Raw genomic sequence first — 14,850 nt, 5'->3', positions numbered from 1 at the left:
TGCTGAATCCCGGTTTATCCGCGTCAAAGGTCGTTAAGGCCGCGCTGGTAGACTTCCGCACCTTCGATGGCGCCGCGTGTCGGCGCCCCTCAGGAAAGAACATGTCCAACGCTACTTCCCAGGATCGCGCCCTGGCCCTGGCCACGCTGGCCATCCACGGCGGCCAATCGCCCGACCCCAGCACCGGCGCGGTGATGCCGCCGATCTACGCCACCTCGACCTATGCGCAGTCCAGCCCGGGCGAGCACCAGGGCTTCGAGTACTCGCGTACCCACAACCCGACCCGCTTCGCCTACGAGCGCTGCGTAGCGTCGCTGGAAGGTGGCACCCGCGGCTTCGCCTTCGCCTCGGGCATGGCGGCCAGCTCGACCGTGATTGAACTGCTGGACGCCGGCAGCCACGTGGTGGCGATGGACGATATCTATGGCGGCAGCTTCCGCCTGTTCGAGCGCGTGCGTCGCCGCACCGCCGGGCTGGATTTCAGCTTCGCCGACCTGACCGATCTGGCGGCATTCGAGGCAGCCATCACGTCGAAGACGAAGATGGTCTGGATCGAGACCCCGACCAACCCGATGCTGAAGATCGTCGACATCGCCGCGGTGGCCGCCATCGCCAAGCGCCATGGCCTGATCGTGGTGGTCGACAACACCTTCGCCTCGCCGATGCTGCAGCGTCCGCTGGAGCTGGGTGCGGACCTGGTCCTGCATTCGGCCACCAAGTACCTCAACGGTCACTCGGACATGGTCGGCGGCATGGTCGTGGTCGGCGACAACGCCGAACTGGCCGAGCAGATGGCCTTCCTGCAGAACTCGGTGGGGGGCGTGCAGGGTCCGTTCGACAGCTTCCTGGCCCTGCGTGGCCTGAAAACCCTGCCGCTGCGCATGAAGGCGCATTGCGCCAACGCGCTGGCCCTGGCCCAGTGGCTGGAAAAGCACCCGGCGGTGGAGAAGGTGATCTACCCGGGCCTGCCGTCGCACCCGCAGCATGAGCTGGCGGGCAGGCAGATGGCCGGCTACGGCGGCATCGTCTCGATCGTGCTGAAGGGCGGTTTCGAGGCGGCCAAGCGCTTCTGCGAGAAGACCGAGCTGTTCACCCTGGCCGAGTCGCTGGGCGGCGTGGAAAGCCTGGTGAACCATCCGGCGGTGATGACGCATGCCTCGATTCCGGTCGCGCGGCGGGAACAGCTGGGGATCAGTGATGCGCTGGTAAGGCTGAGCGTGGGCGTGGAGGAGCTGGGGGATCTGCAGGTGGATTTGGAGAGGGCGCTGTGAGCACCCAGGCTTCTCCGGCAGCTGGACGGTACTCACAGCTCTACTATCTCTACAGCCAGATGGTTCGGCGTGATATTGAACGGCGCTACAAATCAACGGCAGGCGGGATGTTGTGGGCAATCATCCAGCCGGTGATGATGATCGGCATTTATACCGTTGTGTTTGGATTGATCTTTCAACCGCGGTGGCCGTCGATCGCCAGTCCTTGGGACTATGTCCTGATCCTGTTCCTGGGGAAGATTCCTTACCTGTTCATCACGGAATCTTTCGCATCGGCTGCCTCCTCGATGCGATCCCATTCCAACCTGGTGAAGAAGGCCGTTTTCCCGCTCGCCATTCTTCCAGGGGTTTCGCTGGGGAGTGCCGCCTATCACGCGATGATCGCGCTGCTGGTTTGGGTTGTGTTCTACATCTGCATCAAGGGCGCCTTGCCATATGCAGTGCTTCTGCTGCCCCTTGTCTGGCTGCCCTTGATGATGATCACGCTGGGAATCTGCTGGATCCTGGCCACCTTGGGCGCGTACTTCCGCGACACTGACCAGGTTGTTGGAACGTTCAACATTGCATTGATGTTTCTGTCGCCGATCTTCTATCCGATGGCCAGCGTTCCTCCGGTCCTGAGGCAGGTAATGCAGTTCAATCCTTTGAGCTACGCCATCGAGTCTTCGCGTGCGCTGCTGTTGTGGCCAGAAAAACTGGATCTGTTGCATTACCCTCTTCATCTTCTCATTGCAGCGGTCGTCATGACGCTTGGCTATCTGTTCTTCCGCCGGATGAGATCTGGCTTCGCGGACGCAATCTGATGTCATTCGTTCTTTCTGCTGAGGGACTTGGAAAAGCCTATCCGTTGAAGCCTTCACCGGGAGCGCAGTTCCGAGCGAAATTTTTCAATCGAAAGCCACCCGCTACCGATCAGTTCTGGGCGCTTCGCAATCTCAATTTTTCCGTGGATCGCGGAGAATCCGTCGGCATCATTGGCCGCAACGGCAGTGGCAAGAGCACCCTGCTGCAGCTGGTCTGTGGTGTCATCGAGCCAAGCGAAGGCACGGTAAGCACCCGCGGGCGAATCGCCAGCTTGCTTGAACTGGGGGCTGGCTTCGATCCGGAGTTCACAGGTCGGGACAACGTGTTCATGAACTCCGCGTTGCTCGGGCTGACGCGAGCGGAAACTGAAGCACGCTTTGATGAAATCGTATCTTTCGCGGAGATTGGCCGATTCCTGGAGGAGCCGGTCAAGACGTACTCGAGCGGAATGTTCGTGCGGCTTGCATTCGCAGTTGCATCGCATGTCGATCCGGAGATCCTCATCGTGGACGAAGCTCTTGCCGTCGGTGATGCGAGATTCTCTGCCAAGTGCATCAAGCGGATCAGGTCACTGCGAGAGAGAGGCTGCACGCTGCTCTTCGTAAGTCATGACGTAGGTATCGTGCGAACGCTCTGCGATCGTGCCCTTTGGCTTGATTCCGGCAAGATGGTTGCTCTTGGCGATGTCTTTGGTGTGACATCGCGCTACATGGAGAAGATGTTCGAAGATACCGATGAGTCGGTAGCGCCGGTTTCCGCAGAGACTCAAAGCGACCCGCAGCTCGAACCGGTGGATCAGGGGATTGCGCCGCCCGTTGAAGCCGCTGCGCAGGATCTGGCACCAGGCTTGCTTCCAGGCGAGACCCGGTTGGCGCCGATCAGCCATTGGGGCTCGAATGTCGGGTCAATTCCCTCATGGTCATTCGAGGGTGTCGATGGAAGAATCGCCAAGGTGGTCGAGTATGGCGATACGCTTCGGGTGCGGATAAGAATCCGTCTGCCCGAACAGGTTGACCCGGCCAATGTGGCGCTGTCGATGTCGGTAAAAGATCTGCGGGGTACCGACTTGTTCGTGGTGTCGACCCACGATGAGAATCCGATGCTGTTCTCCGGCCGTGCTGGCGAGGTCGAGGTCGGCTTTGAATTCGTGAATCGCTTGACCGAGGGCAAGTACCTCCTGGTACTCGCTTTGGAAGATCGAACCATCGAAGCGATCCAGTACTTCGAGTACGTCGAAGGAGCACATTACTTCGCGGTCACCAGTCGGGTCCGGCGCTTCGGGGTCTTCAATATCCCGGCAACCATTACAGTCAAGCAGGAGAAATTCACAAATGTCTGATGTGAATGACAAGGAATATTGGGACGAGCGTTTCAAGGAAAACTGGGCCGAACGGCGTGGCAGGGAGCAGAGCCGTTTTTTTGCACGCCTGGGTGTCGGTCTCCTGCCTGACTGGCTGAAATGGTCACTTGCGTCGGACCGGCTGACCCTTCTCGATTGGGGTTGTGCGCTCGGCGATGGAACCGATGTGCTGGCCCAGTCCATTGACGGCGCGGTCGTGAGTGGCTGTGACTTCTCGCCTGCAGCCATTGAGGACGCCACACTCCACTACCCGAATATTGATTTCCAGTGCTTCGATGTCGCTGACGCAGATGTCGACCGGCAGTGGGATTTTGTCTTCAGCTCCAACACGTTGGAGCATTTCCACACGCCGTGGAAAATGCTCGACGCGGTGTCGAGCGTCGCGAAGATGGGTGTCATTCTGTTGATCCCATATGAGGAATACCTGAGGATCGAGGAGCATTTCTATACCTTCGAGGCTGGCAACATTCCGTTCCGTCTCGATGGCGATTTCTTCCTCGCATATCATCGAATCGTAGATGGTTCTTCAATTCCTGAAACGGAATGGGCCGGAAAGCAGATTCTGCTGGTCTATCTTCGCAACGATGCGCCACTCGCGGCCAGGCTCAAGCTGGGGCACATCGCCGCACCGGTAGCTTTGCGCCCGGACGTTCAGAACGAAGGGGAGGCTGCGCTCATCAACGCACTGATCCAGGAACGTCAGCAGTCGGTGCAGCAGCGTCTCATGATCGCCGAGCTTGAGGGGCGCGTCAGCTACGAGAAGAGCGTCGCCATGGCCAGGATCGAAGAGCGGGATCGATTGAGCCTGGAAGTTGAAGCTCTGCAGGAAGCGGTATCCAAGGCGGAGGCTTTGGCCCACCAGCCGGTGGCGGCAGTCCATGAGCCGGCGCCTGAACCGGAGCCGCCGGCATCTGAACCGGAACTGCCGATTGTTGAGTCGAAGACCCCTGATTTGCCGGTTCCTGAGACCCTGCCGAAGCAGGGCGCCTCGGCGGAGTCGCGAGCTCAGCTGGTCGATACCGGTGCAGACGTTGCACACACCCGTGCATCGATCCGCCGTGCGGCCGATCTTGCCAAGGACCTTTCGTCGTATGCGTCTGATATCACCGCACAACGCGATGAGTTGGCTCGACAGATAGAGCAGATCCGTACCAGCAAGAGCTGGCGGCTTACCGGCCCGCTGCGAAGGGTGATGGCCAGGTTCCGTGGCCAGGCTGACGCGCCCGAGCTGCCGATATCAACCAGCCTGCAGGGATCGCATGGTCGTTTTGATCACCTCCGGTCTGAATTGGTGGAGGTCAAGAAGACGCTGGACGATCTGAATCCTGCAATGAAGGCGGATCGTCGGATCTTCGTCTTTACCGGTGTGCCGTTCGACGACATCGGTGGCGGACAGCGTGCGGCCCAGCTGACCCGTGTTCTGCTTGAGCGCGGTGAGCGCGTGACATACGTGTATGCCTACCGCAAATGGGAGGGGGGGGCTCCGGTCGAAAGTACGTTCACGACTGACGGCTTGACCCATCTCTTCCTGGACAGGATTTCTTTCAAGGACGTGGTGGGTGAGATTTCACCCAACGACGTAGCTGTGTTTGAGATGCCGCACAAGGGCTTCATGCCGTACTTCGATCATTTCGGCGAAGTGGGGGGACGGCGCGTTTTCGAGCTGATCGATGCCTGGGACAGCTCCCTGGGCGGGGATTGGTTTGATGAGGCGGTGATGTCGCGATACATCACTGAAAGCGAAGTGGTTGTTGGTACCGCCAAAGTACTGAGGGACAAGCTTGTAGTCGCCGGGCGAAGCGACGCGCTCTATCTGCCCAATGCTGCAAATGAACGTATTTTCGATTCCTACAAGGAATACGCCCGGCCGGCAGAGATCGACCCGGACAAGCGTTCTTTGCTTTACTTTGGCTCTCTCTACGGCGAATGGTTCGATTGGGATGCCATCAGCCTGGCGGCGAGCCGCGTCGGGCCGGCTGCCAATATCTATCTGATCGGTGATGCGCCTGCTGGTCGAACTGTGGCCCCGAATGTTCACTTCCTCGGGGGCAAGAACATCGATGAGCTGCCCGCCTATCTTCGTCACTGCGACGCGGCATTGCTGCCATTCATTCCAGGTCATATTTCCGATGCGGTGTCTCCGATCAAGGTATTCGAGTACCTTGCCATGGGGGTTCCGGTTATCGCCAATGCGCTCCCGGAACTGGACGGCTACCCGAACGTGTTCGTTGCTCGCGACGGACAGCATTTCGCAGAGCTGTGCGCGACCGAACTGCGGGCAGACCCCGCCAAGGTGGACAGCTTCCTGATGAGAAATTCCTGGGCGGCCCGTGCCGATGCGATCGTGCCTCCGCGTCAGTTTGGCAAGGACACCAGTGCGATTGTGTTGATCCACAACAATGCCCGGATCATCGAGCGCTGCATTTCCAGCCTCAGGCTCCATGGCCAGGACTATCTCCGGGAGATCATTGTTGTCGACAATGCCAGCACCGATGGTGGCGCCGAGCTGGTTGAATCCCTGTTCCCCGACGTGCTGGTGGTCAGGAACTCGAAGAACGGATGCAGCTCCGGCCGCAACCTGGGCGTGCAGCATGCGAGCGGGTCGATGATTGCCTTCTTCGATTCGGATCAGTGGTTGACGAGCCGTGGCACCTTTGAGGAGGCATTGTCGATTCTGGCGGGCAACTCCCGTATCGGCGCGGTTGGATGGGCCGCTGGTTGGTTCAGTGGCGGAACTGAAAGCGTGGGGGGGCCTATTGCTGATTATCTTCCAGCCCGCGCAACGCTTACGCCCGAGTATCGTGAGCTGGGTTACAGGACCGACATCGCCTACTTGGGCTCCGGCGGGATGTTTCTGCGCAGGGTGACCTTCGATGCGGTAGGTGGTTTCGATGAGGCATACGATCCGACCTGCTTCGAGGATACGGATATTTCCTTTGGTGTACTGAATGCTGGGTACTATCTGGCCTATCGCGATCTGCAGGGGCTTCGGCACCAGCCCCATCAGACCACCGCGGCCAGCGCCGGTTCCGAGAGCTACGCCGCGTTGTTCCTGAAAAATTCGCGCTACTTCAAGGAAAAGTGGGCGCATCGCCCGAACTACTTCTTCAATGTCCCGCTTCATGGGTGATTCCTGGCGCCGCCAATCCTGAGCGGGTTGGCGGGTCATTGCCGCAGGTCGACGTGGTTGGTGTCGGAAGCAACAATGCGCATTCTTGTATTCAGCTATGAGTTTCTTCCTTCGGATGCGCCGCAGGCACTTCGTGTTTCCCGCTTGATGCGGGAACTGGTGGCCTGTGGCCATGAGGTGGATGTCATCACTGCGATGGGGCCGACGTCCGCGCTACCATTCGAACTGCTTGATGGTGTTGCAGTACACCGGGTCAATCCTGGTGGCATCGACGGTCTCGTCGTCCGGTTGAAGCAGGGGCGGGCAGAGCAGATCGCCAGCCCGCAGGCGAGTGCTCCGGTTCGTGCACACAAGGGGCTGAACTGGAAGGGGAAGTGCATCCATTCCATCCGGAGAATGACCGATCTGTTGCTGTTCCCGGATTCGCGATCGCTTTGGGTGAAGGGCGCGTTGCGGCGCGCGCGCGCGCTTGTCGCGCGTGCGGGCGTGCCGGATCTGATCATCGGATCGCATGAGCCGGCGGCTGGGGTAATGGCAGCGATGCGATTTGCCGGCGAAACCGGGGTGGCATTGGTCTCTGAGTTGGGGGATCCGATTCTTGCTACCTACACCACGCGGCGTTGGCACGCGCGCGCCTTGCGTCTTGAGCGCGAGTTGTGCCAGCAATCCGCTGCAGTGGTTTTGACATCGGCCGCGACTGCAAGGCTTTTCGAGGAGCGGCATGGCGCTACCGCAGAACTGCACGTCATCCCGCAGGGTTTCGATCCGCAACCCGGTGCGGCTGATGAGGAACGAGTCGAAGACAATGTGCTGCGCCTGGTCTATACCGGGCGCTTCTATCCCTTCCGCGATCCAATGCCGCTGCTGCGTGCGGTTGCGCAGGTCCAGGAGTGCGCGCTTGTGATGGCGGCACCGGAGCTTCCTCGCCATGTACAGGAGTTCCTGGATGGCGGCCGCGGCAACTGCTCATGGCTGGGTGCCCTGCCGCATGCGGATGCGCTGCGGTTGCAGAGGGGGGCGGATCTGCTGGTCAGCATCGGGAACGCCGGAATGACCCAAGTGCCTGGCAAGGTGCTCGAGTACATGGGAAGTGGACGGCCCATCCTACATATCCGTTCGGATGCGGGGGATGCCGCGGCGGCGCTTATCTCCGCCGAGCGTTGCGGTTACGTCGTGGATGCGTGTGCTTCGGATATAGCCAGCTTGCTCGGTGACCTCATATCCATGAAGAAGCAAGCCAAGCTGGAAGATGGCCTTGTTGTTGGCGCCGACTCGTTCGAGAAGTACAGCTGGCGTAGTCTCGGGCAGCAACTGAGTGCTGTCTGTACCAGTGTCCAACGGGACGTTTGCACCCACGCTGGCCGCTAGATTCGGCCGCCAGCGGCACGGGCGGCCACGGGAATGCTCGTTTGCATGTCGGCATCACCATGGTCGCGAGTTTCAGTGCGAGGCTGCCGTGGGCGCTCAAGGCGCGATCGATGATCGGCGTCCGTGCAACATCGCTGCGCAATCAAGGATTGCGCAGCGATTGGGGGCTCGCTTAGGACTGCGATGCAGCTCCGCAGATGATGTCTGCGATGCGCTTGCTGGCCAGGCCATCGCCATATGGGTTGTGCGCTCGTGACATCTGCTGGTATGCCAGGCTGTCGTCGAGCAACGTATTGGCTTCCTCGACAATGCGCTGGGCATCGGTGCCCACCAGCCGCACTGTGCCCGCATCAACGGCTTCCGGGCGTTCGGTGGTGTCGCGCATCACCAGCACCGGCTTGCCCAGCGACGGCGCCTCTTCCTGCACGCCACCGGAGTCGGTGATGATCAGCGTCGACTGGGTCATCAGGTACACGAACGGCAGGTAATCCTGCGGCTCGATCAGGAACACGCCCGGGGCATCGGCGAGGATCCGGTTGACCGGTCCCTGCACGTTCGGATTGAGGTGGACCGGATAGACAATCTGCGTATCGCCGCGAGCGGCCAGCACCTTCAGCGCCTCGCAGATGCTCTCGAAGCCGCTGCCGAAGTTCTCGCGGCGATGGCCGGTCACCAGCACCAGGCGCTTGGAGGCGTCGAGGAACGGGAAGCGGGCCCGCATCGATTCAATCAGCGCGGTGTCGTGCTTCAGCTTGTCGGCGACAGTGAGCAGGGCATCGATCACGGTGTTGCCGGTCACGTGGACATCGCTGCTCGAAGTGCCTTCGGCCAGCAGGTTGTCACGCGAGCGGGTGGTCGGTGCAAAATGCAGGCGGGTCAGCGGCCCGGTCAGGCGGCGATTGGCCTCTTCGGGCCACGGTGCATAGATGTCACCGGTGCGCAGGCCCGCTTCCACATGGCCTACGGCTACGCGGTTGTAGAAGGCGGCCAGCGCACTGGCCAGCGTGGTGCTGGTATCACCATGCACCAGCACCAGGTCAGGCTTGTGCTCGGCGATCACCGCGGTCATGCCGGTCAGGATCTTGGCGAACAGGCCCGCCAGGGCCTGGCCAGGTTCCATCACGTTGAGGTCGACGTCCGGCGTGATACCGAACAGGTCCATGACCTGATCGAGCATCTGCCGATGCTGCGCGGTAACCGCGACAATTGTCTCGATCTCAGGCCGGGCCTTCAGCGCTTCCACTACCGGGGCCATCTTGATGGCTTCCGGGCGGGTGCCGAAAACAACCATTACCTTCTTGTAGGGAGTACTCACGATTACCTGCTTGGATTCAGAGGGACAGTGCCGCTGGCCGGAGCCAGCGGCAGGTGCACGTCAAAGTGCCTTTTCCAGCTCCGGCAGGATCGCGAACAGATCTCCCACCAGGCCGATGTCGGCGATCTCGAAGATCGGCGCGTCGCCGTCCTTGTTGATCGCGACGATGGTGCCGGCATCCTTGATGCCGGTCAGGTGCTGGATGGCACCGCTGATGCCGACGGCCACATACAGTTCCGGCGCGATGATCTTGCCGGTCTGGCCGACCTGCAGGTCGCTGGGAACGTAGCCGGCATCGACCGCCGCACGCGAGGCACCGACGGCGGCACCCAGCTTGTCGGCCAGCTGGAAGATGACTTTGAAGTTCTCTTCCGAACCGACACCACGGCCACCGGAGACCACACGCTTGGCGCTCTGCAGGTCCGGGCGGTCGCTGGCACCGGCGGCCAGGCCGATGAAGCGGGTGTGGGTCGGCAGCGCGGCGTCGATGCTGGCCGTTTCAACGGCGGCACTACCGCCCTGGGCGGCTTCCGGCCACGACGCGGCGCGCACGGTGGCGACCACGATCTTGTCGGCCGGGGCTTCCACGGTGATGATCGCGTTGCCGGCGTAGATCGGACGCTTGAAGGTGTGGCTGCCTTCGACGGTCATCAGGTCGGAGACCTGGTTGACGCCGAGCAGGGCGGCCACGCACGGCATCAGGTCCTTGCCGAAGGTGGTCGACGGGCCGAACACGTGGGTGTAGCCCTTGGCCAGCTGCGCGATCTGCGGTGCCAGCACCTGGGCGATGGCCTGCGCGTTGGCGGCGTTGGCCACGGTCAGGACCTTGGAGACGCCACTGATCTTCGCGGCTTCAGCGGCGACGGCAGCCGGATCGGCGGCCAGCACCACCACGTCGATGCTGGCACCGCTGATGGCGGCGGCGGCGCTGACGGTCTTGGCGGTGGCGGCGTTGAGCTTGCCTTCGTGGTGTTCGGCGATGACGAGAATCTTGCTCATTACAGCAGCCCCTTCTGCTTGAGTGCGGCCACCAGTTCGGCCGCGTCCTTGACCATCACACCCTTGTTGCGCTTGGACGGAGCAGCGTACTGGGTGGTCTTGAAGGTGTCGGCGGCTTCAACGCCGAGGTCGGCCAGCTGCAGGGTCTCCAGCGGCTTGGCCTTGGCCTTCATGATGTCCGGCAGCTTGATGAAGCGTGGCTCGTTCAGGCGCAGGTCGGTGGTGACCACCGCCGGCAGGTCCACTTCCAGCGTTTCCAGGCCGGCGTCGACTTCACGGGTCACCGTAGCCTTGCCGTCGGCGATCTCAAGCTTGCTGGCGAAGGTCGCCTGCGGACGGCCCCACAGCGTGGCCAGCATCTGGCCGGTCTGGTTGGCGTCGTCGTCGATGGCCTGCTTGCCCAGGATCACCAGGTCCGGCTGTTCCTTCTCGATCAGCTTGAGCAGGGTGCGCGACGCGGTCAGCGGCTGGATGGCCTGGTCGGTGACGACGTGGATGGCGCGGTTGGCACCCATGGCCAGACCGTTGCGCAGATGCGCCTGGGCATCGGCCGGGGCGATGGTGGCAACCACGACTTCGCTGGCGATGCCCTTGTCGCGCAGGCGCAGGGCTTCTTCCAGCGCGATTTCATCGAAGGGGTTGGGGGACAGCTTGACGCCGTCGGTGACCACGCCGGAACCGTCCGGCTTGACCTGAATGCGGACGTTGTAGTCCACCACGCGCTTGTACGCGACGAGGATTTTCATCTGGTACGGGGTCCTTCACTAAGCAGGGAGAACATCCGGTCCTGGAACAGCAACCGGTTCGGGGGGTGGGACCCCGATTCTAACTGGCCTTGATGGACCATGCGAATGCGTATGGAGGGGTCAGGGGGCCTTGTCTCCACGGCAGAACTTCGCCAGCCCAATCCAGGTGCCCAGTTCCTCGTGGCCACCGCAGTTGAGCTGATCAAGGGTAACGGGGATGTACTCGATCCGCTCAAGGCCGAGATTCTCGCGACCGTGATAGATGGCAGGGAAGGCGATGAAGCTGGGGGATCGGATGATTACGCTTTCGCCACGGGCATGGCGATGCACGATCTGCCGATCCGTGGCCAACCCCTGCTTCACGGAAAGGCGGCCCAGATAGCCGCCAATACCCACGCCGACGAGCAGACCGTTGACGAGCAGGACGAAGCATCCGGCAACGGCGAACCCCCTGATCCAACCCGCGCGTGCACGCATTCCGACCAGGAGCGCGATCACCAGGCCGAACTGGAGGAAGGGCACGTAGCGAGCCCACCAAGGCGCTGCGTGGATCAATGTCAACACGAGCACATATGCGATGCAGGCCAGCAAACGCCAGATGGCGCGCAGATCCCGTTGGCGCCACGCTTCAATGGTCGCAGCGATGCTGGCGACCAGGCCAAGCAGCAACGCAAGCGAGAACAGGGGACCGAATCCAGAATAGCGGGTATCGGGAGAACCCGAAATGAGGATCTCGCCCGAATGGATCGTGCCGGGAACCTTCAGGCCTGGCATCTCAAGGCTGTTCGATGCTTTCGAAAGAAGGGAGGTCATCAACGAGTGCGGGCGCGACTGGGCAAGCATCGCCTTTTCCGCCTGCCCGGCCAGGATCTGGTCGCCTGAAGTTACTGGGTAGCCAACAGGCAGGCCGGAAACCACGTGATTCAGGTAGGGATGGGAAAGAATACCGATGCCGATGACCCCCCAGATTGCCATCTCGCGGATGCGCGGGCGGAAGACCAGGACAAAGGGAACTGCGAGCAGGGCCCCATACAGCGCGCCGGTGAATTTGAGTCCGGCCAACAGGATCAGGCTGCACCAGACTACTGTCCTGACCGCGGAGCCGCGATTGCGATCAAGCAAGGCAAGAAGAATCAGTGCGCACAGCGCGTACGTCATGCCATCAACATAGTTGGTGCCGGCCTGTGCCAGCAGAGGCTGGCAGAGCACGACAGCAGCAGCCAGCAGGCCGCTCATCCAAGTTGAAGTGATCCATTGGCGGAATACGGATACGCTGTAGAAAGTGACGGCTACAGCCAGCAGCAGGCTAATCGCCTTTGCAGATTCCCAGCCGAAACCGTAATCCATCATGGCGGCACCAAACAGCCATGACGCATTCGGGTAGTGGCTGATCCAGGAATCAGCGATGTTGCTATCCCACACCGAGTTGCTGTATTCCAAGCCGGTTTGGGTTTTCATCCAGTCGCTGAGTTCAGGGAAGCTCCAGGGATTCCATCCGTCATGCAGGGCGACCATTGCCACCTTGTGGTACATGTTCCCGTCCCAGGTTGGATCGGGAATCCCGTTCGAGACTAGTGCTGCAGCAATGAGCAATGCAGTTGCAATGGCGACGGATGTCGTCCGGCCACGTGCTGGCTTGCACATGTACATGCCGATCAATACGGCGGCCGGAAGCAGAAACAACATGATGGGAGCGGCAAAGTAGACGGCGATTGCCTTGGCTCCCACGATCGTCAGGATCAATCCGACAATGCTTGCGGAGAGGCTCTGCGCGTCGATGCCCATGACCACCCCGGTCTGGGTGGCAGTGTTCTGATTCTGCATGTTCACTGTGATCTCTGGCTTGTTGACGCGGCATCACCCGCAATCGCGATCGGTAGAGCGGTGATACGTCGTGCGGGAGCCGTTTTCTGCGGCCTGCCCATGGAATGCTGGGCGAGGAGGGGCAGCCAAAGCAAATGCTCCGGCAGGTCGCAGAATCAGCTCCTGGTGACGAGGAAAACGCCGAGACAGATCAGTCCGACGCCCGCGAGCTTCATGGCGCTGATTGGCTCGCGGAAGAAAAAGTACGCCGCTGCGACAACAATGACGTAGCCGACGCTGTTGAATGGATAGGCGAAGCTGACCTGTACCTTGGACAGCACGTACATCCAGAGCACGAGGCTCGCCGCAAAGCACGACAGCCCTGAGAATACCCAAGGATTGAACACGATCCTGATTCCGCTCAGCGCCAGAGGAAGCAGTCCGTCGCCGGTAACCAGCGCCAGCTTGGCCATGCCCTGGCGAAGCAGGATCTGCGCGGTTGCATTGAGTGTAACGGAAAGCAGGATGGCGGGGATGTAGGCCAGGTACATGCTTCGTGTCCGGTGGGAGCTGAATTGAAGAACGGGCGTGACAGACGACTTTCGATTACCAGGCGATCGTGGCGCCAGCGACGATGAGGATCGAAACCAGCGCAACGATCAGGCTGACACGATCCCGCGCAGCGAACACGATTGGATCGTCATGCATACCGCCGCGATGGGCGATGATCCAGACCCGGCTGATCCAGTACAGCAGGACCGGACAAAGGAGCCACAGGACACGCGGATTGCGATACAGCTCCAAGCTGTCAGGACTGTTGATGTAGAGGGCAAACACCAGAATGCCGATGTAGCCAGCCGCAGCTCCAAGAGACTGGATCAACGGTAGATCCGATACATCGTAGCCACGCCCCGCGACTTTCTGCTTTCCCGAGCCGGACATCACGGCCAACTCGGTGTAGCGCTTGACCAATGCGAGGCTGAGGAAAATGAACATGGAGAAAGCCAGCAGCCAGAACGACAGTTCGGCGCCTATGGCGACCGCACCGCCGATGATGCGAATGGTATAGAGCGCGGCAAGCATGACCACGTCGATCATTACGATTCGTTTGAGAACAAACGAATACATCAGGGTCATCACGTAGTAAACCAGCAGTACCAGTGCGAATGCCGGGCTGTTCCACAGCGCCAGGGCGAATCCGGCCAGGGTCAGCAGCGGAGCCGCCAGCAGGCCATGCAGCAGAGGCAGATCGCCGGCTGCGAAGGGGCGCTTGCGCTTGCGCGCGTGCTGCCGATCCGGGGTGAGATCGAGCAGGTCGTTGAGCAGGTAAACACCTGATGCACACAGCCCGAAAGCGAAGAAGGCAACCGCTGCCTCAAACAGTGATGTCGGATCGAAGAAGCGATGTGCGGTCAGCAGCGGGACGAGTACAAGAAGATTCTTCGCCCATTGATAGATCCGCAGGGCTTTGATCCAGCTGCGCAGGCCGCCGCCCTGGTCGGGCCAATGGCCAAGGACCGTGGTGACTCCGGCTGCCGCCGTAGCGAGGCTGTTGCCCGCGTTTGTGACGTAGGCACCTTCAGCGTGCTTCCAGACGTGCAGATCCACCTTGGCATTGCCTATGTAATCGTAGCCGCCCGCGCCAAAGCGAGCGTTCAGCGCCTCGGCCTTGTGGGGACCGGCGAGATTTCGCCGCCCATCGCTGGCCATGACCTCGTCGAACAGTCCCAGGTGCAGCGCGATGGCCTCTACCAGACGCTGATCGGATGCCGAGCAAAGCACGCGGGGTCTCTGTTGAGTGGTCCGCAGCAAATCGAGCACCCGCTCATCGTACGGGAGCCATTCCACTGGCAAAGTGACCCGGGATGCGATCTCGCGCTTGAGTGCGGCCTTGCCCCGGAGCAGCCAGAACGGCAGCAGGAAAACGTACAGGGGATTGCCGGCCAGCAGGGTCAGAAGCGACTCGTACAGCAGGTCCGATCGCAACAAAGTGCCATCCAGGTCTACGCAAAGCGCGTGATCAGTTCGTTGCATTCGAAATCCGCCGGGTTCCC

At 61.0% G+C, this 14,850-nt stretch carries 11 protein-coding genes; 5 read left to right on the top strand and 6 right to left on the bottom strand.

Annotation, left to right across the window (positions count from 1 at the left end; translation table 11 throughout):
• The first annotated feature begins 101 nt into the window (after positions 1-101).
• The 5 genes from AC5P78_RS14025 to AC5P78_RS14005 all read left to right on the top strand — a co-directional run bounded on the left by AC5P78_RS14025 (position 102) and on the right by AC5P78_RS14005 (position 7,933).
• A complete protein-coding gene (locus tag AC5P78_RS14025; RefSeq protein ID WP_138970086.1) occupies positions 102-1,271 on the top strand; it encodes a cystathionine gamma-synthase in 1,170 nt (389 codons plus the stop codon).
• A complete protein-coding gene (locus AC5P78_RS14020; protein ID WP_133050807.1) occupies positions 1,268-2,074 on the top strand; it encodes an ABC transporter permease in 807 nt (268 codons plus the stop codon). The genes AC5P78_RS14025 and AC5P78_RS14020 overlap by 4 nt, the downstream gene beginning before the upstream one ends.
• Positions 2,074-3,414 carry an ABC transporter ATP-binding protein gene (locus tag AC5P78_RS14015; RefSeq protein WP_111197647.1) on the top strand — a complete coding sequence of 447 codons (1,341 nt, stop codon included), beginning with the start codon at positions 2,074-2,076 and terminating at the stop codon, positions 3,412-3,414. The genes AC5P78_RS14020 and AC5P78_RS14015 overlap by 1 nt, the downstream gene beginning before the upstream one ends.
• The gene (locus AC5P78_RS14010; protein WP_111197645.1) at positions 3,407-6,565 is read left to right on the top strand and encodes a glycosyltransferase; all 3,159 of its coding nucleotides are present in this window, start codon (positions 3,407-3,409) and stop codon (positions 6,563-6,565) included. Before AC5P78_RS14015 ends, AC5P78_RS14010 begins: the two co-directional genes overlap by 8 nt.
• 75 nt (positions 6,566-6,640) lie before the next feature.
• Positions 6,641-7,933 (top strand): glycosyltransferase, encoded by a 1,293-nt coding sequence (locus tag AC5P78_RS14005; RefSeq protein ID WP_111197643.1) that lies wholly within the window; start codon positions 6,641-6,643, stop codon positions 7,931-7,933.
• Between the two features lie 172 nt (positions 7,934-8,105).
• On the opposite strand, the gene wecB is transcribed toward AC5P78_RS14005, so the two are convergent.
• From wecB to AC5P78_RS13975, 6 genes are all read right to left on the bottom strand, one after another.
• A complete protein-coding gene (gene wecB, locus AC5P78_RS14000; RefSeq protein ID WP_315974368.1) occupies positions 8,106-9,248 on the bottom strand; it encodes a non-hydrolyzing UDP-N-acetylglucosamine 2-epimerase in 1,143 nt (380 codons plus the stop codon).
• A 60-nt stretch (positions 9,249-9,308) separates the two neighbouring features.
• Positions 9,309-10,247 (bottom strand): electron transfer flavoprotein subunit alpha/FixB family protein, encoded by a 939-nt coding sequence (locus AC5P78_RS13995; protein ID WP_111197638.1) that lies wholly within the window; start codon positions 10,245-10,247, stop codon positions 9,309-9,311.
• A complete protein-coding gene (locus tag AC5P78_RS13990; RefSeq protein WP_111197635.1) occupies positions 10,247-10,993 on the bottom strand; it encodes an electron transfer flavoprotein subunit beta/FixA family protein in 747 nt (248 codons plus the stop codon). The genes AC5P78_RS13995 and AC5P78_RS13990 overlap by 1 nt, the downstream gene beginning before the upstream one ends.
• Positions 10,994-11,113: 120 nt before the next feature.
• Positions 11,114-12,823 carry a hypothetical protein gene (locus tag AC5P78_RS13985; protein WP_133050805.1) on the bottom strand — a complete coding sequence of 570 codons (1,710 nt, stop codon included), beginning with the start codon at positions 12,821-12,823 and terminating at the stop codon, positions 11,114-11,116.
• Between the two features lie 149 nt (positions 12,824-12,972).
• Positions 12,973-13,347 (bottom strand): SMR family transporter, encoded by a 375-nt coding sequence (locus AC5P78_RS13980; protein WP_495217226.1) that lies wholly within the window; start codon positions 13,345-13,347, stop codon positions 12,973-12,975.
• Between the two features lie 55 nt (positions 13,348-13,402).
• Complete coding sequence (locus AC5P78_RS13975) at positions 13,403-14,830, bottom strand: UbiA family prenyltransferase (protein ID WP_111197627.1); 1,428 nt, start codon at positions 14,828-14,830, stop codon at positions 13,403-13,405.
• Positions 14,831-14,850 lie beyond the last annotated feature (20 nt).

Source organism: Stenotrophomonas sp. YJH_SMC_133 (assembly GCF_059370655.1).
The sequence above is the reverse complement of the archived record's forward strand: the minus strand, read 5'-3'. Positions and strand labels throughout refer to the sequence as shown.

What these genes read in the sequence shown, in the direction of transcription:
- AC5P78_RS14005 (WP_111197643.1), top strand. Translation starts at nt 6,641, where the DNA reads ATGCGCATTCTTGTATTCAGCTATGAGTTTCTTCCTTCGGATGCGCCG.
- AC5P78_RS14025 (WP_138970086.1), top strand. Translation starts at nt 102, where the DNA reads ATGTCCAACGCTACTTCCCAGGATCGCGCCCTGGCCCTGGCCACGCTG.
- AC5P78_RS13995 (WP_111197638.1), bottom strand. Translation starts at nt 10,247, where the DNA reads ATGAGCAAGATTCTCGTCATCGCCGAACACCACGAAGGCAAGCTCAAC.
- AC5P78_RS13990 (WP_111197635.1), bottom strand. Translation starts at nt 10,993, where the DNA reads ATGAAAATCCTCGTCGCGTACAAGCGCGTGGTGGACTACAACGTCCGC.
- AC5P78_RS14015 (WP_111197647.1), top strand. Translation starts at nt 2,074, where the DNA reads ATGTCATTCGTTCTTTCTGCTGAGGGACTTGGAAAAGCCTATCCGTTG.
- AC5P78_RS13980 (WP_495217226.1), bottom strand. Translation starts at nt 13,347, where the DNA reads ATGTACCTGGCCTACATCCCCGCCATCCTGCTTTCCGTTACACTCAAT.
- AC5P78_RS14010 (WP_111197645.1), top strand. Translation starts at nt 3,407, where the DNA reads ATGTCTGATGTGAATGACAAGGAATATTGGGACGAGCGTTTCAAGGAA.
- AC5P78_RS13975 (WP_111197627.1), bottom strand. Translation starts at nt 14,830, where the DNA reads ATGCAACGAACTGATCACGCGCTTTGCGTAGACCTGGATGGCACTTTG.